This window comes from Streptosporangium sp. NBC_01469 (genome assembly GCF_036227305.1).
Classification (GTDB): domain Bacteria; phylum Actinomycetota; class Actinomycetes; order Streptosporangiales; family Streptosporangiaceae; genus Streptosporangium.
Genome location: NZ_CP109465.1, coordinates 9,071,754 through 9,093,356, shown reverse-complemented (window position 1 = coordinate 9,093,356; position 21,603 = coordinate 9,071,754). Strand labels below are relative to the sequence as shown.

Annotated in this window: 17 protein-coding genes; 6 read left to right on the top strand and 11 right to left on the bottom strand. The window is 70.8% G+C overall.

What is annotated here, in order from left to right; all coding sequences use genetic code 11:
• Nucleotides 1-81: 81 nt before the first annotated feature.
• From OG587_RS39575 to OG587_RS39565, 3 genes are all read right to left on the bottom strand, one after another.
• Nucleotides 82-576: a hypothetical protein gene (locus OG587_RS39575; protein WP_329083963.1), complete on the bottom strand. Its 495-nt coding sequence runs from the start codon at nucleotides 574-576 to the stop codon at nucleotides 82-84.
• A 276-nt stretch (nucleotides 577-852) separates the two neighbouring features.
• Nucleotides 853-1,635: a neutral zinc metallopeptidase gene (locus tag OG587_RS39570; RefSeq protein ID WP_329083962.1), complete on the bottom strand. Its 783-nt coding sequence runs from the start codon at nucleotides 1,633-1,635 to the stop codon at nucleotides 853-855.
• Nucleotides 1,636-1,807: 172 nt separating this feature from the next.
• Nucleotides 1,808-2,659: a neutral zinc metallopeptidase gene (locus OG587_RS39565; protein ID WP_329083961.1), complete on the bottom strand. Its 852-nt coding sequence runs from the start codon at nucleotides 2,657-2,659 to the stop codon at nucleotides 1,808-1,810.
• 167 nt (nucleotides 2,660-2,826) lie between these two features.
• Between OG587_RS39565 and dxs the strand changes: the two genes are divergently transcribed.
• Complete coding sequence (gene dxs / locus OG587_RS39560) at nucleotides 2,827-4,746, top strand: 1-deoxy-D-xylulose-5-phosphate synthase (protein WP_329083960.1); 1,920 nt, start codon at nucleotides 2,827-2,829, stop codon at nucleotides 4,744-4,746.
• A 90-nt stretch (nucleotides 4,747-4,836) separates the two neighbouring features.
• Here the strand turns inward: dxs and OG587_RS39555 are convergent, their stop codons facing one another.
• Complete coding sequence (locus OG587_RS39555; protein ID WP_329083959.1) at nucleotides 4,837-5,571, bottom strand: DedA family protein; 735 nt, start codon at nucleotides 5,569-5,571, stop codon at nucleotides 4,837-4,839.
• Between the two features lie 97 nt (nucleotides 5,572-5,668).
• Between OG587_RS39555 and OG587_RS39550 the strand changes: the two genes are divergently transcribed.
• Nucleotides 5,669-7,123 carry an amino acid permease gene (locus OG587_RS39550; RefSeq protein WP_329083958.1) on the top strand — a complete coding sequence of 485 codons (1,455 nt, stop codon included), beginning with the start codon at nucleotides 5,669-5,671 and terminating at the stop codon, nucleotides 7,121-7,123.
• 43 nt (nucleotides 7,124-7,166) lie between these two features.
• On the opposite strand, the gene OG587_RS39545 is transcribed toward OG587_RS39550, so the two are convergent.
• Both OG587_RS39545 and OG587_RS39540 read right to left on the bottom strand, forming a co-directional pair.
• Nucleotides 7,167-9,269, bottom strand: coding sequence for a 3-hydroxyacyl-CoA dehydrogenase NAD-binding domain-containing protein (locus tag OG587_RS39545; protein ID WP_329083957.1), 2,103 nt, complete (start codon nucleotides 9,267-9,269; stop codon nucleotides 7,167-7,169).
• Nucleotides 9,266-10,465, bottom strand: coding sequence for a thiolase family protein (locus tag OG587_RS39540; RefSeq protein WP_329083956.1), 1,200 nt, complete (start codon nucleotides 10,463-10,465; stop codon nucleotides 9,266-9,268). The genes OG587_RS39545 and OG587_RS39540 overlap by 4 nt, the downstream gene beginning before the upstream one ends.
• Before the next feature lie 200 nt (nucleotides 10,466-10,665).
• On the opposite strand from OG587_RS39540, the gene OG587_RS39535 reads away from it, so the two are divergent.
• Nucleotides 10,666-11,664: a LacI family DNA-binding transcriptional regulator gene (locus tag OG587_RS39535; RefSeq protein WP_329083955.1), complete on the top strand. Its 999-nt coding sequence runs from the start codon at nucleotides 10,666-10,668 to the stop codon at nucleotides 11,662-11,664.
• A 258-nt stretch (nucleotides 11,665-11,922) separates the two neighbouring features.
• Here the strand turns inward: OG587_RS39535 and OG587_RS39530 are convergent, their stop codons facing one another.
• The 4 genes from OG587_RS39530 to OG587_RS39515 form a co-directional block, all read right to left on the bottom strand.
• Nucleotides 11,923-12,669, bottom strand: coding sequence for a hypothetical protein (locus tag OG587_RS39530; RefSeq protein WP_329083954.1), 747 nt, complete (start codon nucleotides 12,667-12,669; stop codon nucleotides 11,923-11,925).
• Between the two features lie 126 nt (nucleotides 12,670-12,795).
• A complete protein-coding gene (locus OG587_RS39525; RefSeq protein ID WP_329083953.1) occupies nucleotides 12,796-13,650 on the bottom strand; it encodes a sugar phosphate isomerase/epimerase family protein in 855 nt (284 codons plus the stop codon).
• Entirely contained in the window at nucleotides 13,647-14,786 is a 1,140-nt protein-coding gene (locus OG587_RS39520) for a dihydrodipicolinate synthase family protein (RefSeq protein WP_329083952.1), read from the bottom strand. Before OG587_RS39520 ends, OG587_RS39525 begins: the two co-directional genes overlap by 4 nt.
• Nucleotides 14,786-15,928, bottom strand: coding sequence for a Gfo/Idh/MocA family protein (locus OG587_RS39515; RefSeq protein ID WP_329083951.1), 1,143 nt, complete (start codon nucleotides 15,926-15,928; stop codon nucleotides 14,786-14,788). The genes OG587_RS39520 and OG587_RS39515 overlap by 1 nt, the downstream gene beginning before the upstream one ends.
• 232 nt (nucleotides 15,929-16,160) lie before the next feature.
• Between OG587_RS39515 and OG587_RS39510 the strand changes: the two genes are divergently transcribed.
• From OG587_RS39510 to OG587_RS39500, 3 genes are all read left to right on the top strand, one after another.
• Nucleotides 16,161-16,715 (top strand): PadR family transcriptional regulator, encoded by a 555-nt coding sequence (locus tag OG587_RS39510; RefSeq protein ID WP_329083950.1) that lies wholly within the window; start codon nucleotides 16,161-16,163, stop codon nucleotides 16,713-16,715.
• Between the two features lie 263 nt (nucleotides 16,716-16,978).
• On the top strand, nucleotides 16,979-17,698 hold the full coding sequence (locus tag OG587_RS39505; RefSeq protein ID WP_329083949.1) for a VOC family protein: 720 nt from the start codon (nucleotides 16,979-16,981) through the stop codon (nucleotides 17,696-17,698).
• Between the two features lie 276 nt (nucleotides 17,699-17,974).
• Nucleotides 17,975-18,607, top strand: coding sequence for an HNH endonuclease family protein (locus OG587_RS39500; protein ID WP_329083948.1), 633 nt, complete (start codon nucleotides 17,975-17,977; stop codon nucleotides 18,605-18,607).
• Nucleotides 18,608-18,785: 178 nt separating this feature from the next.
• Here OG587_RS39500 and OG587_RS39495 read toward each other — a convergent pair whose 3' ends face one another.
• Nucleotides 18,786-21,563: a discoidin domain-containing protein gene (locus OG587_RS39495; protein ID WP_329083947.1), complete on the bottom strand. Its 2,778-nt coding sequence runs from the start codon at nucleotides 21,561-21,563 to the stop codon at nucleotides 18,786-18,788.
• Between the last annotated feature and the right edge of the window lie 40 nt (nucleotides 21,564-21,603).

The following is a 21,603-nucleotide window of genomic DNA, read 5'->3' as shown; positions in this document are numbered from 1 at the left end:
CGGAGGCGTTCGATTTCATGGATTTCACGGGCATCGCGCTGTCGGCACCCGGAGTCGTGGGTGCCGACGGTGGTGCGGACGTTACTTGACGAGACCGGCGACCAGGTGGCGCAGCTCGATGTGACCGGCCTTGAGCTCGGCGACGTCACCCTCGACGCGCTTCATGGAGCGCTCCAGGTTGCCGACGGAGCACTTGACCACGGAGATCTCCTCGCGGAGCTCGGCGTGACCGGTGCGCATCTCGACACGGAGTTCTTTCATGTCCGTGCGGAGGCTGTCCATGTCCGTGCGGAGGCCGTTCACGTCCGTGCGGAGTTCTTTCATGTCCGTGCGGAGGCTGTCCATGTCCGTGCGGAGGCTGTCCTGTCCGGTTCGAAGCTCGCTCAGCTCCGTTCGGAATTCGGTCATCTCAGTCCGGAACCCGGTCATCTCCGTCCAGAGTTCCGTTGTCACCGTTCGCAGGTCTTTCAGGACCTCCAGGATCCCTGCGTTGATCACCTTGCTCTCCTGGCTCTGCGCGCGGAGCGCGGCGACGTCCGTTTCCAGGACGCGCAGGCGGATATCCGTTGTGTCCATTCCGTCTTTCTCCTTGCCGTCGACCAGCGGGGGGACCGAACCTGGTTCCGTGGCGTGGAGGGCGCTCACGGGGAGGGGCGTTCAGGCGGCATCGCAAGGTTACTGAACGTCATGGGTCCGTCGCCACTCGTGGTCGCGTTTTGGGGGGAGACCGCTCGCGCCGGGCGGGGGTGAGTCTTGTATCCCGTGGGGGATGTGGCTTGCACCGGGTGGAAAAGAACGACCACCCGTCGCGCGTCCGTGGGACGGCGGCGGGTGGTCGCGGGGGTCGGGGGGTCAGGAGACCCGGGACTTGGGGGCGGTGAAGGTGTTGCAGGAGCCGGGGGTCTCCTGCTGGAAACCGCGGGTAACCCAGTAGGCGATGTTCTTGGCCGTGCCGTGGGTGGCCGTGCTGTAGGCGGCGCTCAGGACGTACCTGAAGTCCGACTCGCGACGGTTGAGGGAGCGCCAGATGCTGCCGATGAAGGCGCCGCTCAGGCACTCGGCCTGGAGCTCGATCTTGCGCAGCTCGGCGAGCACCGCCTTGTCGTTCTTGTAGTCCCGGGTGTTGAAGGCCGTCATGATCCCGGAGAGCTGCTGGACGTGGTGACCGTACTCGTGCGCCAGGGTCTGGAACAGGAACAGCTCGGTCGCCTGGGAGAGGATCCCCTTGCTGAGATAGAAGGTGATCTTCTTGTTCGCCGGGCAGTAGACCGCCTGGGCGCCCTTGGGGAACCTGCCGCAGCCGGTCGGGACGCCGGTGCGCGAGGTGACCGCGAACCTGGGCTTGGAGAAGGGCAGCTTCGTCTTGGAGAACTGGTACTCCCAGCCCTCGTTGAGGCAGTCCAGGGCGAAGCTGAGATAGGTCTCGGCGGTCTCCAGGTCGTCGTTGTAGACCGGCTGCTCCGGGCAGGCGTCCGGCTCGAGCTTGCCCGTCTTGTATATCGGGTTGGCGGTCAGGGCGGCCTTGCCCGTGGGCACCGGCGCGAGTCGCTCGGTGGTGACCGCCGCGCCCGCCGTACCGGAGAGCAGCGTGCTCACGAGTACGCCGGAGAGCAGTGCGATAAGGGGGATACGCATGATTCTCAACCCTAGGGGAGGTTGAAGGGGGGGTAAAGCCGATATGCGACCACGCTTGGGAAGCGTGGCCGCATATCGGAGGGTTCGTGCCGGGGATCGGGTGACGCGAGAGGCGCGTGTGTGGGCGGTGCCGGGGATCGGGTGACGCGAGACGCGCGGGCGGTGCCGGGGATCAGGCGACGCGGCCGGAGGGGGCCGTCCAGGTGTTGCATCCGGACGGGGATCCGGCGTTGTAACCGCGCTCCATCCAGTAGGCCTGGCTGCGGCCCTTGCCGTGGTCGTTCTTGGGCCAGTTCTTGTGCCCGTTGGCGTTGACCCAGCTGACCATCGCGTCCCACTGCGCCGGCTCGACCGGCAGGTCTTCGGCGATCTTGCGCAGGAAGGCGGAGCCGAGGCAGTCGGCCTGTAGTTCGAGGCGGCGGGAGAAGGCCAGCTTGGTGGACGAGGAGGCGCGCCAGATGCTGTTGCCGTAGTAGTCCATGATGCCCGCGAGGCGCTGCACGTGGTGGCCGTACTCGTGGGCGATGAACTGGGCGTGGTTGGCCGGGAAGGCGTTCTTCAGGACCTCACGCGTGACGCCGATGTAGATGGTGCGGTTGCTGGAGCAGTACAGCCCCCCGGCGCTGCTGGGCCACCGGCCGCAGGGGGTGTTCACCTTGGTGGTGGAGAAACGCAGCTTGGGCTGGGAGAACGCCAGGTTGGTCTTCCTGAACTGGGTCTTCCAGGCCAGGTTCAGGCAGCGGATGAGCTTGGTGACGAAGGTCCGGTAGGAGGCCGCGCTCCCCGCGCGGATCTGTCCGGCCTGGCAGCGCATGGTGGGCAGGGTGCCGGTGCGGTACAGGGGGCTGGCCGTCGCGGCGGCCCGGCCGCGCGGGGGTGCCTGCTCCTTGGCGTAGCCGGCGGAGGTGGTCGTGCCCGACGTCGTCCCGGTGACCGGCGCGACCTGCTGCGAGGCGGAGGTCGCGGCGGTCCGCGAGGTGGACGCGCTGGCTGTGCCCAGGCCCGTCACCAGGGCAAACGTCAACGAGACGGCAACAAGAGATGATAGTTGCCTAAAGGGGAGAGTTTTCATGGTGGGGCAAAGGTTATTGCAAGTGTGGATAAAACGTGCAGAATCGCCGCTCTCGGGGGTTGCGTCCCCCATCGCAACTAGACTCGTCGTGACGTTGACTGGACAGAGGGGATGATTCCGTGAGCGAGCGGACCGGGCAGCCTGGAAATCTTCTGGAGTCGGTCAAGGGACCAGGGGACCTCAAGCGCCTGGCGGCGGACGAGCTACCGGTCCTCGCCGCAGAGATCAGGGATCTCCTGATCGCCTCCACCGCCCGCAGCGGCGGCCACCTGGGTCCCAACCTCGGCGTCGTCGAACTGACGATCGCGATGCACCGGGTCTTCGACTCGCCCCGCGACCGCATCCTGTGGGACACCGGCCACCAGGCCTACGTCCACAAGATGCTCACCGGCCGGGCCGGGCGGTTCGACACGCTCCGCCAGGAGGGCGGCCTGTCGGGCTACCCGAGCCAGGCCGAGTCCGAGCACGACATCATCGAGAACTCCCACGCCTCGACCGCGCTGTCGTACGCCGACGGCCTGGCCAAGGCGTACCGGCTGCGCGGCGAGGCGGACCGCACGGTCGTCGCGGTGATCGGGGACGGGGCGCTCACCGGCGGCATGGCCTGGGAGGCGCTCAACAACATCGCGGCGCGCAAGGACCTGCCGCTGATCATCGTGGTCAACGACAACGGCCGCTCCTACTCGCCGACCATCGGCGGGCTCGCCTCCCACCTGGCCTCCCTGCGCACGAACCAGCGCTACGAGGACGTGCTCGACTTCGTCAAGGGCAACCTGAACAGGGTCCCGGTGGTCGGCGCCCCCGTCTACGACGCCCTGCACGGCGTCAAGAAGGGCCTCAAGGACGTCCTGGCCCCGCAGGTCATGTTCGAGGACCTCGGCCTGAAGTACATCGGGCTGGTCGACGGCCACGACGAGCAGGCCGTGGAGGCCGCGCTGCGCAGGGCCCGCGACTTCCGCCGCCCGGTCATCGTGCACGTGCTCACCAAGAAGGGCTTCGGCTACTCGCCGGCGGAGAACCACGACGAGGACTGCTTCCACTCGCCGGGCGTCTTCGACCCGCTCACGGGTGAGGAGAAGCCGAAGCCGCACGGCTGGACCAACGTCTTCGGCCAGGAGATGGTGCGGCTGGGCGCGGAGCGGAGCGACATCGTGGCGATCACCGCCGCGATGCTCGGCCCCACCGGCCTGATCCCGTTCTCCGAGGCCTACCCCGACCGCCTCTACGACGTCGGCATCGCCGAGCAGCACGCCCTGACCAGCGCCGCCGGCCTGGCGCTCGGCGGCCTGCACCCGGTGGTGGCCGTCTACGCCACCTTCCTCAACCGGGCCTTCGACCAGCTCCTGATGGACGTCGCCCTGCACCGGCTCCCCGTCACGGTCGTGCTCGACCGGGCGGGCGTCACCGGCGACGACGGCGCCAGCCACAACGGCATGTGGGACCTGTCGATCCTGCAGGTCGTCCCCGGCCTGTCGATCGCCGTCCCCCGCGACGAGCCCCGCCTGCGCGAGCTGCTGGCCGAGGCCGTGGAGATCGACGACGGCCCGAGCGTCGTGCGCTACCCCAAGGGGGCGGTGGCCACCGAGATCGAGGCGGTCGGCCGCCTCGGCGAGATGGACGTGCTGCGCGCGGGCGACCCCGACGTGCTGCTCGTGTCCGTGGGACCGATGGCCGAACTGTGCATGGAGGCCGCCGGCCTGCTCGACGCCCAGGGCATCTCCGCCACGGTGGTCGACCCGCGCTGGGTCAAGCCCCTGGACGAGGCCCTGACAGCGGCCGCCCGCGTCCACAAACTGGTCGTGGTGGTCGAGGACAACGGCCGGGTGGGCGCGGTCGGCGACGCGGTCGCCCGCATGCTGCGCGACGCCGACGTGGACGTCCCGGTCCGCACGTACGGCATCCCGCAGCGCTTCCTCGACCACGCCAAGCGCCCGAAGATCCTCAGCGAGATCGGCCTGACCTCACAGGACATCGCCCGCCAGATCACCGAGGCGATCGCGAAGCGCTCCCCGGTCCTGGAGAACCACCCGACCCGCTGACAGCGTCTCCCGGCGTCCCTCAGCGCCCCCGGCGCCCCCGGCGCCCCACGGCGCCCCTCCGCCCGCGCGAGCCGGGTCGCCCCGCTCCGCCTATCCGACGATCTTCCCGCTCGCGTCGTCGGAGCCGATCGTGTGTCCGGAGCCGATCGTGTGACCGGAGCCGGCGTCGGCGGCGGCATCAGTGTCGCCGGTGTCGCCGGCGCCCGCAGCCTCCCGCGGCGGGCGGGCGCGGTGGTTGATCACGACGAGGCCCGCGACCACGACCGCCACGCAGACGAGGATCGGTACCAGCAGGTGCCGGTTCTGCCGCAGGGCCTCACCCGCGAGGGTGCCCAGCGTCAGGTAGACGGTCACCCAGACCGCGCTGCCCGCCAGGGCCCAGCGGATGAAACGCGTGTACGGCATGCTCAGGGTCCCGGCGACGATCGGGGTGAGCGAGCCGACCACCGGCAGGAAACAGGCGGCTGCCAGAGCCGGGCCGTAACCCGCGCCCATGGCCAGTTGCTCGGCCCGCGACCAGCGCCGCTCGCCGATCCGGCGCCCGGCCCCGCTGCGACGCAGCCGCGACCCGTACCGGCGGCCGATGAGCCAGCCGCCGGTGGCGTACAGGGCGCACCCGGCACAACCGGCGAGCGCCACCGCCGCGATCTCCCATGGATCCGCCAGCGCCGCCCCCGCCACGAGGATCGCCGCGACACCGGGTATCAGCGAGCCGGCGAACGCCAGCACGGCGAGAAGTATCGAGCCGACCAGATACGGAGACGACGACTGCAGCATGTCCAGGAGCATGACCCCAGGATCGCGGTCGTGGGCGGCGGCCGGCATCGGGGACCTCCCCCCAAACAACCCCGAGTTCGCCGTTCGGCCGCCGATCCGCTGGGCATGTGACCTGCGACACAGAACCGGCGGTCGAGGAGGGGCCATGGGCGTCTTGCGCGTCAAGTCGGTGGAACAGTCGATCTCGGACACCGAGGCACCGGAACACCGGCTGCGCAAGGATCTCAGCGCGCTGGACCTCACCATCTTCGGCATCGGCGTCGTCATCGGCACCGGCATCTTCGTGCTCACCGGCCGGGTCGCCAGGGAGATGGCCGGCCCCTCGGTGGCCCTGTCCTTCGTGGTCGCCGGCATCGTCTGCGCGCTGGCGGCGCTCTGCTACGCCGAGTTCGCCTCCACCGTCCCGGCGGCCGGGTCCGCCTACACCTTCGCCTTCGCCACCCTCGGCGAGTTTCCCGCCTGGATCATCGGCTGGGACCTGATGCTGGAGATGATGCTCGGCGCCGCGGTCGTCGCGGTCGGCTGGTCGGGATACCTGACCTCGCTGCTGGCGTCCCTGGGGGTGACGCTGCCCGGCGCGATCGCGGGGGAGGGGGCGGCGTTCAACCTGCCCGCCGCGCTGATCGTGCTGGTCCTCACCGGGATCCTGGTCATCGGGATCAAGCTGTCGTCCCGGTTCAACCTCGTCATCGTCACGATCAAGCTCGCGGTGATCCTGCTGGTCGTCGTGGCCGGGCTGTTCTTCGTCAGGGCCGCCAACTACTCCCCGTTCATCCCGCCCTCGAAGCCGACCCCCGCGGTGGAGGGGCTGTCCGCGCCGCTTATCCAGGTGCTGTTCGGGATCAGCCCGGTCGCGTACGGGGTGCTGGGCGTCTTCAGCGCCGCGGCGATCGTGTTCTTCGCCTACATCGGCTTCGACGTGGTCGCCACCGCCGCCGAGGAGACGCGCAACCCGCAGCGGGACCTGCCCATCGGCATCCTGACCTCGCTCGGCGTCTGCACGGTGCTCTACGTCGCGGTCTCCCTGGTCGTCGTCGGCATGCAGCCCTACAGCCGGCTCAGCGAGGCCGCGCCGCTGGCCGACGCGTTCAAGGCGGTCGGCCAGACCTGGGCCGCGTCGCTGATCAGCGTCGGCGCCCTGGCCGGCCTGACGACGGTCGTGATGATCCTCATGCTGGGCATGTCGCGGGTGATGTTCGCCATGTGCCGCGACAACCTGCTGCCGCGCGGGCTGGCGAAGGTGCATCCCAAGTACCGGACCCCGTACATCATCACCATCATGATGGGCCTCGTCGTCTCGGCCCTGGCCGGGCTGGTGCCGCTGGCCACCATCGCCGAGCTGGTCAACATCGGCACGCTCTTCGCGTTCGTGGTGGTCTCGATCGCGGTGGTCATCCTGCGCCGCACCCGTCCCGAGCTGCCGAGGTCCTTCCGCACCCCGCTGGTGCCGCTGGTGCCGATCCTGTCGGTGCTCGCCTGCCTCTACCTGATGCTCAACCTCCCGGTGGAGACCTGGCTGAGGTTCGTGGCGTGGATGCTGCTCGGGATCCTGATCTACTTCGGGTACGGCTACCGGCACAGCAGGCTGTCGGAGCGCTAGCGGCTCCCCCGCCGCGAGAGCGGGGGAGCCGTACGAGAAACCGTCAGGCGGGGACCGAGGCCACGCCCGGCGGCAGGAAGCGCGGCTCGGCGATGCCCGCCCGGTCGAGGTACGGGGTGACGCCGCCCAGGTGGAACGGCCAGCCCGCGCCGAGGATCATGCACAGGTCGATGTCCTGGGGAGCCGAGACCACGCCCTCCTCCAGCATGAGGCGGATCTCCTCGGCCAGCGCCCGCAGCGCCCGCAGCCGTACCTCCTCGGCCGTCGACGGGGAGGTACCGCCCGCGAAGAGGGCCACCGCCTCGGGGTCGAGCGAGAAGTCCGGCGCGTAGACGCCCGGCTTGCCCGCCGAGACCAGCCGGGCGAGGTTCTCCGACACCCCGTAGCGGGCCGGGAAGGCCTCGTGCATCGTCTCGGCGACGTGCAGCGCCACGGCGGGGCCGACGAGCTGCATCAGCGCGAACGGGGTCATCGGCAGGCCCAGCCCGTCCAGCGCGTGGTCGGCGACCTCCAGCGGGGTGCCCTCGTCGACGGCGCCGATGACCTCGCCCATGAAGCGCGTCAGCAGCCGGTTGACCACGAACGCGGGCGCGTCCTTGACCAGCACGGACGACTTCTTCAGCGACCGGCCGACGGAGAAGGCCGTGGCGAGCGTCGCGTCGTCGGTCTCCGAACCCCGCACGATCTCCAGCAGCGGCATCACCGCGACCGGGTTGAAGAAGTGGAAGCCCACGACGCGCTCCGGGTGGCGCAGCCCCGAGGCCATCTCGGTCAGCGACAGCGAGGAGGTGTTCGTGGCCAGCACGCACTCGGCGGAGACGACCTCCTCCACCTCGGCGAACACCTTCCGCTTGACCTTCATGTCCTCGAACACGGCCTCGATGACGAAGTCGGCGTCGGCGAACGCGTCCTTGGTCAGCGAGCCGGTCACCAGGGACTTGAGCCGGTTGGCCTGGTCGGCGGAGACGCGCCCCTTGCCGAGCAGCCTGTCCACCTCGGCGTGGACGTAGCCGACGCCCTTGTCCAGCCGGTCCTGGTCCAGGTCGGTGAGCACCACCGGGACCTCCAGGCGGCGGGCGAACAGCAGCGCCATCTGCGAGGCCATCAGGCCCGCGCCGACGACGCCGACCTTGGTGACCTTGCGGGCCAGCGCCTTGTCCGGCGCGCCCGCGGGCTTCTTGGCCCGGCGCTGGACCAGGTCGAAGGAGTACAGGCCGGCGCGGAGCTCGTCGCCCATGAGGAGGTCGGCCAGGGCTTGGTCCTCGGCGTCGAAGCCCTCGTCGCGCGAGGCGGTGCGGGCCAGTTCGACCAGCTCCAGCGCCCGGTAGGGGGCCGGGGAGGCGCCGTGCAGCCTCATGTCGAGCAGGAAGCGCGCGTCGGCGACCGTCTTGGCCCAGTCGTCCCCGGTGTGGTCGGTACGGGAGACCGTCACCTCGCCGCGCAGCACCTGGGCGGCCCAGCGCAGCGACTCCTCCAGGAAGTCGGCGGGCTCGAACATCGCGTCGGCGACCCCGAGCGCGAACGCCTCCCTGCCCTTGATCATGCGGTTCTGCGCGAGCGGGTTCTCGACGATCAGCTTGACGGCCGCGGCCGGGCCGATCAGCCGGGGCAGCAGCTGGGTGCCGCCCCAGCCGGGGACCAGGCCGAGGAAGCACTCGGGCAGCGCCACGGCGGGCACGCCGGAGGAGATGGTCCGGTACGTGCAGTGCAGCGCGACCTCCAGGCCGCCGCCCATCGCCGCGCCGTTGACGAACGCGAACGACGGCACGTCCAGCTCGCCGAGGCGGCGGAACACGTCGTGCCCCAGTTTGCCGATCCGCAGCGCCTGGTCCCGCTCGGAGACCAGCGCGGCCCCCTTGAGGTCGGCGCCGACGGCGAAGACGAACGGCTTGCCGACGACGCCCACGGCCGCCAGGTCGCCGCGCCCGGCGACCGAGTCCAGGGCCTCGCCCAGCGAGGTCAGCCCGCCGGGGCCGAACGTCGACGGCTTGGTGTGGTCGAAGCCGTTGTCCAGCGTGATCAGTGCCATGACGCCCGCGCCGTAGGGCAGTTCCACGTCGCGGACGGCCGCCCGGGTGACGACCTCGTCGGCGAAGAGCTCGGTGATGTCCGTGGCGCCCGCGGCGCCCGTGCTGATGTCCGTCACTTCTCGCCCTCCCAGCCGAGGTTCTCCCAGATGACCGTTCCGCCCATGCCCAGGCCCACGCACATCGTGGTCACGCCGTAGCGGACGTCGGGGCGCTCGCCGAACTCGCGGGCGAGCTGCGTCATCAGGCGCACCCCGGAGGAGGCCAGCGGGTGGCCGAAGGCGATGGCGCCGCCGTAGGGGTTCACCCGGGGGTCGTCGTCGGCGATGCCGAAGTGCTCCAGGAACGCCAGCACCTGCACGGCGAACGCCTCGTTGATCTCGAACAGTCCCAGGTCGGAGATGGAGAGCCCGGCCAGGCGCAGGGCCCGCTCGGTGGACGGGATCGGCCCGACGCCCATCACCTCGGGGTCCACGCCCGCGAAGGCGTACGAGACCAGGCGCATCTTCGGCGCGAGGCCGAGCTCCTCCGCGACGTCGGCGGCGGCCACGACGCAGCCGGTGGCGCCGTCGTTGATGCCGGAGGCGTTGCCCGCGGTGACCCGGCCGTGCGGGCGGAACGGGGTCTTCAGCCCGGCGAGGCCCTCCAGCGTGGTGCCGGGGCGGGGAGCCTCGTCGGCCGTGGCCAGCCCCCAGCCCTTCTCCGCGGACCTGGTCGCCATCGGGACCAGGTCCTCCTGGATCCTGCCGTCGGCGTACGCCTTGGCGACCTTCTCCTGGGAGGCGAGGGCGAAGGCGTCCGCGCGGTCCTTCGTGATGGAGGGGTAGCGGTCGTGGAGGTTCTCGGCGGTCATGCCCATGACGAGGGCGGAACCGTCCACGAGCTGCTCGGCCAGGAAGCGGGGGTTGGGGTCGACGCCCTCGCCCATGGGGTGGCGGCCCATGTGCTCGACGCCGCCGGCGATGGCGACGTCGTAGGCGCCGAAGGCGATGCCGCCGGCGACCGAGGTCACCGCGGTCATCGCGCCCGCGCACATGCGGTCGATCGAGTAGCCGGGCACGGTCTTGGGCAGCCCGGCCAGGATCGCGGCGGAGCGGCCGAGGGTCAGGCCCTGGTCGCCGATCTGCGTGGTGGCCGCGATGGCCACCTCGTCGACGCGCTCGGGAGGCAGATTCGGGTTACGCCGGATCAGCTCGCGGATGACGCGGATCACCAGGTCGTCGGCGCGCGTCTCGGCGTACAGGCCCTTGGGGCCCGACCTGCCGAATGGTGTGCGCACACCGTCGACGAATACGACGTCACGAGACGAAGGCACGGGTTCGCTCCTCGTTGCTGGATGGCTTCCCCACCATGCTACTCGTCAGTAACAACGCTTGGCGCGGCCGGGCGGGCGGGAGGTGGGTAAGTTGTCCCCAAGAGTGTGCGGGCTCACGCCCCATCTCGCGGGCCGTGCCCGGGGTGCGGGGCGAAGGCAACTCTGGCAGACTTTGGAAAACGCTTTCCGGGAGGTTGTCGGTGGTCACGCTTGAGGATGTCGCCCGGCACGCGGGCGTCTCGCTCGCCACGGCGTCGCGGGTGCTCAACGGCAGCACCCGGCAGGTGGGCGCCCCCCTGCGGGCCAAGGTGGAACTGGCCGCCGCCGAGCTGGGATACCGCACCAACGTGGCCGCGCAGACCCTCGCCAGGGGTGCCAGCAACGTGATCGGCCTGGTCGTCCACGACCTCACCGACCCCTACTTCGCCGCGATCGCCGACGGGGCCATGCGGGTCGCCGAGAGCCAGGGGCTCATGGTCATGATCGGCACCACCCACCGCGACCCCGAGCGGGAGATCGCCTACGTCTCGACGCTCAACGCCCAGCGGGTCCGCGCCGTGCTGCTCGTCGGCTCCCGGGTCACCGACCCGGAGACGACCCGGCGGCTCGGGACGGAACTCGACCACTACCGGGAGTCCGGGGGCCGGGTCGCCTGCGTGGGCCAGGACCTGCTCGGCGTCGACACGGTGGTGCCGGACAACCGCCGGGGCGCCGCCGAGCTGGCCCGCGCCCTCGCCGGGCTGGGGCACCGGAACTTCGCGATCCTCGCCGGGCCCGACTGGCTGATCGCGCCCAGGGACAGGGTGGAGGGGTTCGCCGGCGCGCTCGAGGAGCTCGGACTGCCCGCGCCGCGCGTCCTGCACGGTTCCTTCGACCGGGAGGGCGGCTACGCGGCGGCCACCCAGGTGTCCGGGGTCACGTGCGTCTTCGCCGTCAACGACGTGATGGCGGTGGGCGCCCTGGCCTCCTTCAGGGACCGGGGCATCCGGGTGCCCGACGACGTCTCCGTGGCCGGTTTCGACGACATCTTCACCCTGCGCGACCTGGTTCCCTCGCTGTCCACCGTGCGGCTGCCGCTCGCCGACATGGGCGTCCGCGCGCTGGAGATGGCCCTCGGCCCGTCCGAGGGGGGCAGGGCCGAGGCCGTGACCGTGACCGGCGAGGTGATCCTCCGGGAGAGCACCCGCGGCCTGGGGTGACACGACAGGCTGAGTGATCCTCCGGGAGGACGTCCGCGGCCTGGGGTGCCACGACGGTGCCACGACTTCGTCGCGGCGGGCCGGTGGCGACGGCGGGGTCGCGGCGAGCCCGTCGCGGCGGGCACGTCACGCGGGCGCGTCATGGTGACGCCACCGCGACAAGCGGCCCGGACCCCCGTGGGGGGCCGGGCCGATCGTGTCGTAGGGGAACGCGGGGGAGGGGAGAGCGGAGAGTGGCGGGGAGGGGAGGGGAGGGGGTCAGCGCATGCCGGGAACGGGGTTTCCCTGCTCGTTGACCGGCGGGACCATGATCTGCCCGCGCAGCCAGCGGATCGTCCTGATGACCCCGTCGCCGTAGCCGGGGGAGTGCTGGCGGCCCCGGCCGAGCTGCCGGGACACGTCCTCGGCCGCGCTCTCCTCCATGCCGAGGTTGAGGCCGGTCGGTCCGTGGATGGGGCGGGGCGTGTTGCGGACCGGGGACTTCCTGCGGGTGCCGAGCACCCACTCACACACGGCGATGGTGCCCGCGCACCATTCCTTCTCCCACTCGCCCGCGGCGTTGGGCCGGCCCTGGTGGGCCAGCTCGGCGACCCTGCCGATCTCGGCCTCGGTGCGCAGGATCACGCCGCGCCCGCCGACCAGGTGTCCCCAGCCTTCCGAGGAGCGGCGGCCGGGGATGGGCAGCCCGTCCTTGGCGCCGATCAACCAGTTCAGGGTGCTGATGACCCCGTCGGCCGGCACGACCCGGCCCTCGCGCGGAACCCGCTCGGCGGCGTCGATCTCGGCGCGCGCCTCGGCGAGGGTGGGCGGGGATCCCGAGGAGGGGCGACCGCTGATCGGTGCCTGCTCCCGCTTGCCCAGGGCCCAGAGGATCGCCTCTCCCTGGCCCGAGGGGGCCGAGTCGGGGTTGGCGGCCTCCCACTCCCTGATCGCTTCCAGTACGGCCATCACATGTTCCGGCGGCCGCTGTACGGCGGGGCTGGCTTCGCTTTCTGCGGTCGTCATACCCCTACCGTACGAGTACCTGCCATGTCACTCCAACGTGAAGCGGTAATCCGGGCCCGGCGAACGTGTTTTCCTTCCCGTTGGAACGGTCCCCCGCCTCGAAACACCGTGGCGGGGGACCGCGCGTCAACCTCCGACGAACTCGGCGAAGGCGGCCTTCACCCTGGCCAGGATCCCGTCGGGGTCGGCGGCCCACACGTCGGCGTTGAAGATCTCCACTTCGACGTCCCCCGTGTAGCCCGCCTCGGCCACCGCGCGGGTCATCGGGCCGAAGTCGATCACGCCGTCGCCCATGATCCCCCGGCCGAGCAGGACGTCGGCGGGGAGCGGCGACAGGAAGTCGCACACCTGGTAGCTCGCGATCCGGTCCGACGCCCTGGCGATCTGCTCCAGCACCCGCGGGTCCCACCACACGTGGAAGGTGTCGACGACGATGCCCACCTGCTCGGAGGGGTACGCCTCGGCCAGGTCGAGCGCCTGGCCGAGAGTGGACAGCACGGCCCGGTCGGCGCAGTACATCGGGTGCAGCGGTTCGAGGGCGAGCCGCACCCCTCGCTCGCCCGCGTACGGGGCCAGCACGGACAGTGCCTCGGCGACCCGCTCCCGCGCGGCGGGCAGGTCGCGGGAGATCGTGCCCGGCGGCTCGCCGGGCACCACGCCGGGCAGGCCGCCGACCACCATGACCAGGCAGGCGGCGCCCAGCGTCGCGGCCTCGTCGATCGCCCTGCGGTTGTCGTCCATGGCCTCGGGGCCGCCGGAGGTGAGGAACCCGCCCCGGCACAGCGACGACACCCGCAGTCCGGCGTCCGCGACGAGCTTGACGGTCTCCTCCAGGCCCTGCGCGGCGACGTCCTGCCGCCACAGGCCGATGGCCTCGACGCCGTGCCGCACGCACCCGTCGACGGCCTCGGCCACCGACCACCGCTTCGTGGTCCACTGGTTCAGCGAGAGACGGCTCGTCTGTGCCCTCGTCGCGCTCACAGGCCGTTCACCGCCAGCAGGGAGCGCATCCGGGAGACCGCCAGCCCGGGGTCGGCCAGCAGCCCGGCCCTGTCGGCCAGCTGGAACACCTCGGCCAGGTGGGGCAGGGAACGGGCCGCCTGGGCGCCGTTGACCATGCTGAAGGCGTCCTGGTGGCCGTTGAGCCACGCCAGGAAGACGATGCCCGTCTTGTAGTTGTACGTCGGGGCCTCGAAGATCTTCCGTGAGAGCGGGACCGTGGGTTCCATGATCTCGTCGTAGCGTCCGAGGTCGCCCGCGTCGAGGGCCTCCAGGGCCGCCGCGGCGGCGGGGGCGATCGCGTCGAAGATCCCCAGCAGCGCGTGGCTGCCCGACCTGATCAGCGAGGGGTAGTTGAAGTCGTCGCCGGTGTAGAGCCGCACGCCCTCGGGCAGCGCCGCGCGCAGCCCGATCTCGTGCTCGGCGTCCAGCAGCGAGACCTTGACCCCGTCCACCTTCGCCGCGTGGTCGCGGATCAGGGACAGGAACGACGCGGTGGCCTCGGGCACGTCCCGCGAGCCCCAGTAGCCCGCCAGGTTCGGGTCGAACATCTCGCCCAGCCAGTGCAGGATCACCGGGCGGTCGACCTGGGAGAGCAACTCGCCGTAGACCCGGTGGTAGTCCTCCGGGCCCCGCGCGATCGCGGCCAGCCGGCGGCTCGCCATCACGATGACGCCGGCGCCCGCGTCCCGTACGGTCTCGATCTGCTCGGTGTAGGCCGCCACGACCTCGTCCAGGGTCCGGGCGTGCGGGGCCTGGTCGGTGCCCGCGCCGCAGGCCACCAGCGCCGCCGGGTCGCCGAAGGCCTTCGCCTCGGTGGCGCTGCGCCGGATCAGCTCGCGGGTGGCCGCCCAGTCGAGCCCCATGTTGCGCTGGGCGGTGTCCATGGCGTCGGCGACCCGCAGCCCGTACGACCACAGGTGGTGCCGGAAGCGCAGGGTGGCGTCCCAGTCGACGGCGGCGGGGGAGCCCGGGGTGTTGTCGCCGAGCGGGTCGGCGACCACGTGGGCGGCGGCGTAGACGACGCGGCTCACGGCGGGGCCGGCGGGCCTGGTCCAGGTGACCGGCTCGCGCAGGGTGTGCTCCCCGCCGGGCAGCGCGATCCTCAGGGGGGCCATCACGGCTCCACCGCCAGGCGGCGGCCCTCGGCGGAGGAGCGCAGGCCCAGCTCGGCGAGGCGGACGCCGCGCGCGCCCGAGGTGAAGTCGTAGGGGAAGGGCGCGTCCTCGGCCACGTGGCGGACGAACCGCTCCCACTGGATCTTGAAGCCGTTGTCGAACTCCGTGTTGTCGGGCACCTCCTGCCAGCCGTCCCTGAAGCGGGCGGTGGCGGGCAGGTCGGGGTTCCAGACCGGCTTGGGAGTGGTGGCGCGGTGCTGGATCCGGCAGCCGCGCAGGCCCGCGACGGCGCTGCCGTGCGTGCCGTCCACCTGGAACTCCACCAGCTCGTCGCGGTTCACCCTGACGTTCCAGGAGGAGTTGATCTGCGCGATGATCCCGCCCTCCAGCTCGAACACCCCGTAGGCGGCATCGTCGGCGGTGGCCCGGTAGCTCTCGCCCCGCTCGTCCACCCGCTCGGGGATGTGGGTGACGGCCTGGGCGTAGACCGAGGTGATCCGGCCGAACAGGTTCTCCAGCACGTACGCCCAGTGCGGGAACATGTCGAGGACGATGCCGCCGCCGTCCTCGGCGCGGTAGTTCCACGACGGGCGCTGCGCGTCCTGCCAGTCGCCCTCGAACACCCAGTAGCCGAACTCGCCGCGCACCGACAGGATCCGGCCGAAGAAGCCGCCGTCGATCAGGCGCCTGAGCTTGAGCAGGCCCGGCAGGAAGAGCTTGTCCTGCACGACGCCGTTCTTCACACCCCTGGCGGTCGCGGCCTCGGCCAGCGCCAGCGCGTCCTCGTACGTCTCGGCGGTCGGCTTCTCCGCGTAGACGTGCTTGCCCGCCTCGATCGCCGCGAGCACGGCCTTCACGCGGGCCTGGGTGACCTGGGCGTCGAAGTAGATCAGGTTGGCGTCGTCGGCGAGGGCCGTGTCGAGGTCGGTGGTCCAGGCGTCGATGCCGTGGTCGGCCGCCAGCCTCTGCAACTTCTCGGCGTTCCGGCCCACCAGCACCGGCCTGAGCAGGACCCTCCCACCGCCCGACAGTGTCACGCCGCCCTGCTCGTTGATCGCCAGGACAGAGCGGACCAGGTGCTGGCGGTAGCCCATGCGGCCAGTGACACCGTTCATCACAACGCCGATGCTTTGCGGGGACATCTTTCTCCGACCTCCAAGGAAAGCGCTTTCCTCTCCACCGTACGACAGCCGTCCCACCTGCGGCAAGCGTCGGGGGAAAGGTCGGGGAAAGGAGGTGTGAGCAGGGGGAGGCGCGGGGTGGGCGTACGGGCCCCGGCGGCGGCCGGTCCGGGAGCGGCGCGCGCTCCCCGCTCCTCCCGTGGCGCGGGACCGGTAGGCTCCGGTCACCGAATCGTCCGGAGGTGGGAGCAGGGTGTCGGCCATCCGGCTGCTGGTGCTCGGGGCCGTCCGCGAACGTGGCCGGGCGCACGGCTACCAGGTGCGCGGCGACCTGGAGAGCTGGGGCGCGCACGAGTGGTCCACGGCCAAGCCGGGGTCGATCTACCACGCGCTCAGGCAGATGGCCAAGCAGGGGTTGCTGCGCGCCCACGAGATGGCGCCGAGCGCCGCGGGCGGGCCGCCCCGCGTGGAGTACGAGCTCACCGACGAAGGTGACGCGGAGTTCCTGGGCATGTTGCGCACGGCTCTGGCCAGGCACGACCAGAAGATCGACGAGCTGACGGCCGGGGTGGGTTTCCTCACCTGCCTGCCCAGGGAAGAGGTGATCGCGCTGCTGAGGGAGCGGCTGGCGGCCCTCGACGGCTGGCGCTCGGAGGTCGCCCGCCACTGGTCGTCCGACGAGGCCGACTCCCGGGACTGGGAGCCGACCGCCGAGATCATGCGGCTCTGGACGCACTTCTCCGGCAGCGGCGCCGAGTGGACCCGCGGGCTGATCGAACGCCTGGAAGGGGACGTGCGCACGTCCTGAGCGGGGCCGCGCCGTCGATGACGGCGGCGACGGAGACGGCGATGACGGCGAGGCGTTCCCGTGCGGAGTGTTTCCGCGCGTGAGCGTCTCCGCGCGTGGGTGTTTTCACGCGGGCGGTTTCGTGCGTGGGCGTTCCCGTGCGGGGCGTTCGTGCGGGGCGTTTCCGTGCGGGGCGCGGTAATCCGGGAGGCGCGGCCCTGTTGCCGCCGCTACACTCGAATCCGGCTAGTAAAATTTGACTACTGCGCAGCCGGAGGAGCCAGATGGCCAACGAGACGACCGTGCCGGCACTGCCCTGCCGATCGATCGACGAGATCGAGGAGTTCTACACCGCGCTGGGTTTCACCAGGACCTATCACCAGGTTCGCCCGAACCCGTACCTCGCCCTACGGCGGGAGGACATCCATCTGCACTTCTTCACCATCCCGGGCTTCAACCCGGAAGACTCCTACGGCACCTGCATCATCACCGTCCCCGATACCGGAGCTCTCTTCGGCGCCTTCGCCGAGGGCATGCGATCCGCGTACGGCAAGCTCCTGATCTCCGGGATCCCCCGGATGACCAGGCCCAGGAAACGGAAGAACGCCGACAACCTCGCCGGGTTCACGATCGTCGATCCGGGAGGGAACTGGATCCGGATCTTCCCCTCGTCCAACGACGCGAGCCGGGAGGAACCCCCGGCCGGCCGGCTCGCCACGGCGCTGCAGAACGCCGTCGTCATCGGCGACTCCAAAGGCGATCACCGGCAGGCCGCCAAGATCCTCGACGGCGCGCTGGCGCGAGCGGGGGACGCGCCGAACGCGGAGCTCGTCGAAGCGCTCCTCTACCGCGCCGAGATAGCCCTGACGCTCTCCGACCGCGATCGGGCGGGCGAGCTGCTGGCCCGCGTCCGCGCGATCCCCCTGGAGGCCGCGGAGCGGGAGCGGCTGGCCGAGGCGCTGGCCGGCGCCGACGACATCGAGGCGGCCCTGTCGGCCGGCTGAGCCTCCGCGGGATTCCGGCGCCTCACGGAGATATTCGGGTGTTTACGGGATCTTCACGGCGCGTTCGCGGGGGAAAGGAAGACCCGCGCGCCACGTCATCGCAGATCAAACGAATTTGATCATGGATCAAGGCAGTATCCGACCAAGCGTGTCCTGACTCGTCGTCAAAGCATGACATTTCGGCGTTTGTCATGAGTTGAGACGTTCCGTCTGTCCTCCTCTCGCCGTGCCCAGACCCCCCGACTGGCCGAGGTGGAGCGACAGAAGGGGCCACTCGTGAAACGAGTCGTCACCGGGATCTCCGCTGCCCTCACGGCAATTCTCCTCACCGTTTCCCTGACAGCAGGGACGGCGTCGGCGACCCCGCCCAACATTCCCTCCGCGGCCACCGCCGCGAGCAGGCTCGCGACGCTCACCGTCGCGGCCGAGACCAACCAGTCCTCCTACAACCGGTCGCTGTTCAACCACTGGATCACCATCAGCGGCGCCTGCAACACCCGGGAGACGGTGCTCAAGAGGGACGGTACGGGAGTGGTCGTCGACTCCAGCTGCGCGGCCACCTCCGGCCGCTGGTACTCCCCGTTCGACGGCGCCACCTGGACCGCCGCGAGCGACGTCGACATCGACCACATGGTGCCGCTGGCCGAGGCGTGGCGTTCCGGCGCCTACGCGTGGACCAGCGCGCAGCGCCAGTCCTACGCCAACGACCTGGGCGGCCCCGAGCTGTGGGCGGTGACCGACAACGTCAACCAGACCAAGGGCGACCAGGACCCCTCGACGTGGCAGCCGCCGCTGGCGAGCTTCGACTGCACCTACGCCAGGGCGTGGATCCAGGTGAAGTACTACTGGAAGCTGACCCTGCAGAGCTCGGAGAAGAGCGCCCTGCAGGGCATGCTCGCGAGCTGCTGACGCCGAACGTCCCGCCCCCTCGGAAAGGGGGCGGGACGTTCGCCGCGCGCGTGACGGAGCGATCCCGGCTCAGGTTCCGCGCCCCGGCTCAGGGGTGGGGGCGAAACCTCCGCGACCTCCCGTCACGCCCCGGCCGCCGGTGACACCGGTCAGGCCGTACGGTCCGGGAAAGCGCGGGTCACGGGGCCGCGATGGTGTACGTCGCGCCCGCCTGGGTCGGGAAGGTGATCACGTTGCCGCTGACGGTGTGGGCCACCGTGCCGCCGCCGACCCGGTTGACCACGATCGTCTGGCCGGGCCAGGGGTGCTGCAGGCGCACCTGGCGGCCCGCCTCGCTGGTGATGTCGACGTAGGTCACGCGCCCGCCGGAGAACGCGCTGGAGACGACCAGGGCGTCCTTCTCCCGCAGCTTGACGAAGCTCGCGTTCCTGTTCGTCGGCCAGACGGGGAACACCCGCATGACGCCGCCGTCACTCTGCAGCATCAGGTTGTTGACCGCCTCGATCGCCCCGCCCTTCTCGGTCCCGTGGTTGGGGTCCCGGATGAGCAGGTTGGCGTCCATCTTGGTGCTGATCTGGTTCTTCAGCCTGTCGATCAGGCTCTGGGCCGGGTAGCCCACCCGCGCGGCCTGGGTGAACACCTTGGGGAAGCTGTTGTCCTGGCCCCAGGAGTTCATCGCGTCGAGCGTGTCGATCGCGGTCTGCCGGTCGGCCGCCGGGGAGTTGATCCCGAGGGCCTCGCCGGGGTGGACGAACTCCAGGTTGACGGTGTTGTCGCCCGGCCGGATGGCACGGCCGTCGCTGAGCGTGCCCGGGTCGGCCAGCGCGTAGACCTTCTTGCCGTTGTGGGTCGTGGTCGGGATCGGCGCCAGGCGCTGCAGGATGTTCGTCCAGGTGGCCCGGTCGCCCGCGTCGACGTTGAGCTCCGTGCTCGCCTCGATCAGCGTCGACAGCAGGTTCCGCAGCAGCCCGAGGTCGGCGCTGGAGTTGCGTCCCCAGGTGCCCTCGTGCGGCCCGCCGTAGAGGTTGTAGCGCTGCGCTCCGGCGTCGTACTCCAGGTAGTGCTGGAAGAAGGCGGCGACCTCCTTCATGAAGGGGTACGCCTTCGACGTCAGGAAGGTCCGGTCCCTGGTGTAGTCGTAGTAGGCGATGTACTGCGAGACGGTGAACAGCGAGTTGACCACCTGCTGGTGGTAGTTGTCGTCGGCGGTGGCGCCGAAGGGCGCGATGCCGACGGGGAAGAGCACGCCGCTGGGCACGCCGCCGCTGGGGAAGCGGGCGCCTATGTAGTCCGGCTTGACCCGCCTCAGGTCCTGCTGGGCCCGCCGCCTGGCCTCGGGCAGGTAGGCCTGCACCAGGTCGTAGTACGGCAGGGCGAGGTCGGTCCTGTTGCTGGAGTAGACGCCGTAGAAGTTGGCCATCCAGTTGTAGTTCAGGTGCATGTCACCGCTGAACTGGGGCGAGTCGGTGGTGGCCCAGACGCCGTAGAGGCCGGGGGCCGTCTTGCCCGCCCGGCTGGAGGAGCCGATCAGGTACAGCGACCCGTAGTAGAACCTCTCCAGCACGTCGTCGTTGAGGTCGACGTACGACTTGAGCCAGTACTGCTTCCACCACTCGACGTGCGCGTTGTAGAGCGTGTCGAGCGTTCCGCCGCTCTGGCCGTCCACCAGCGCGCGGGCGGCCGGTGCCGGGTCCGCCGGGTTCTGGCCGCCGCCGGCGACGGCCGTCACGACGCGGACGGTCTGGCCGGGGGCCAGGTCGAAGACCGTCGTCGCCGCCGCGCCCGAGGCGGTGGGGCTGCCCACCGGGTTCGCGCCGATCAGCCGGGTGGCGAGGGAGGCCCGGGAGACCCACTTCGACCCCGAGGGGGTCTGGCGCGTCGCCCACGTCGTGCTGCCCGAGACGCCCGCCGTGTTGGTGAAGCCCGTCCTGGGGGCGGGCGATCCGGCGGAGGTCTGCGCCTTCAGCCGCACCGTGGAGGAGCCGAGCGACTGGATCTGGGTGACCACGAGGTTGTCGTTGGCGCCGGTCCAGGTCTTCATGGCCACCGGCACGCCGTCGATGGTCATCGTGGTGTCGACCTCGCCCTTGAGGATGTTCTGCTCCTCGAGGAACGGCCCGGACGGCTGGGTGGGCCCTCCGGCCCCGTAGAGCTCGATCTGGCCGATGCGGGCGCGGGGGTTGGCGGTGGAGTCCGGTGTCGTGCCCTGGGTCGGCTCGGTGATGTTCAGCCGCACGTAGCGGGCGCTGACCGAGGCGATCGTCCGGTCGCTCACCCCGCCGGTGTTGCCGGTCACCGTGTCCACGGTGGACCAGGTGCTGTTGTCGGAGCTGACCGAGACGGTGAAGTTCCTGGTGTTGTTGGCTGTCTCGGCGGGCCGGGCGGCGGAGTCGTGCCTGACGACGTAGCGGGTGAAGGTCTTGGCGGATCCCAGGTCGAGGGTGATCGTCTGGGGCTTGCCGACCTCGGAGACCCAGCCCTCGTACCCGGAGCCCCACCCGCCGTTGACGGCCCGGCTCGGCGGGAAGCTCGGGTGGGAGCTCGACGCCGTCGCCGAGGCGCCCAGCGCGAGGTTGCCCGAGGAGCCCGTGCCGCCGTTGGGGGAGATGGAGACCGAGCCGAGGGAGACCAGGGAGGGGTTGGGGTTGCCCGCCCAGAAGTTCCCCTTGGTGATGTGGAAGGTCTTGAAACCGTCACCTCCGGCGGAGGTGACGCCGACGTCGCCGTTGCCGAGCAGGGCGGTGCTCGGCACGGTGTTCGACACGGCGCCGGTGTACGCCTGGTTGGTCCATCTGCCCTTGATGCCGGCGAGCAGCTGCTGGACCTCGGTCCACTGCTGGGCGGGGGAGGGGGTCGCGGCCTGGGCCGGGGTGGCCGTCACGAGCGTGGCCGCGAGCGCGGCGGCCAGCGCGGCGGCGAGGAGGTGTCTGAGACGGGGTTGCCTTGTTCCGCTCACGGGGGGTGTCCCTTTCGTGGGAGTGCGGGGGCTTTCTTGG

What these genes read in the sequence shown, in the direction of transcription:
- OG587_RS39575 (WP_329083963.1), bottom strand. Translation starts at nt 576, where the DNA reads ATGGACACAACGGATATCCGCCTGCGCGTCCTGGAAACGGACGTCGCC.
- OG587_RS39570 (WP_329083962.1), bottom strand. Translation starts at nt 1,635, where the DNA reads ATGCGTATCCCCCTTATCGCACTGCTCTCCGGCGTACTCGTGAGCACG.
- OG587_RS39555 (WP_329083959.1), bottom strand. Translation starts at nt 5,571, where the DNA reads ATGCCGGCCGCCGCCCACGACCGCGATCCTGGGGTCATGCTCCTGGAC.
- OG587_RS39550 (WP_329083958.1), top strand. Translation starts at nt 5,669, where the DNA reads ATGGGCGTCTTGCGCGTCAAGTCGGTGGAACAGTCGATCTCGGACACC.
- OG587_RS39530 (WP_329083954.1), bottom strand. Translation starts at nt 12,669, where the DNA reads ATGACGACCGCAGAAAGCGAAGCCAGCCCCGCCGTACAGCGGCCGCCG.
- OG587_RS39520 (WP_329083952.1), bottom strand. Translation starts at nt 14,786, where the DNA reads ATGGCCCCCCTGAGGATCGCGCTGCCCGGCGGGGAGCACACCCTGCGC.
- OG587_RS39515 (WP_329083951.1), bottom strand. Translation starts at nt 15,928, where the DNA reads ATGTCCCCGCAAAGCATCGGCGTTGTGATGAACGGTGTCACTGGCCGC.
- OG587_RS39505 (WP_329083949.1), top strand. Translation starts at nt 16,979, where the DNA reads ATGGCCAACGAGACGACCGTGCCGGCACTGCCCTGCCGATCGATCGAC.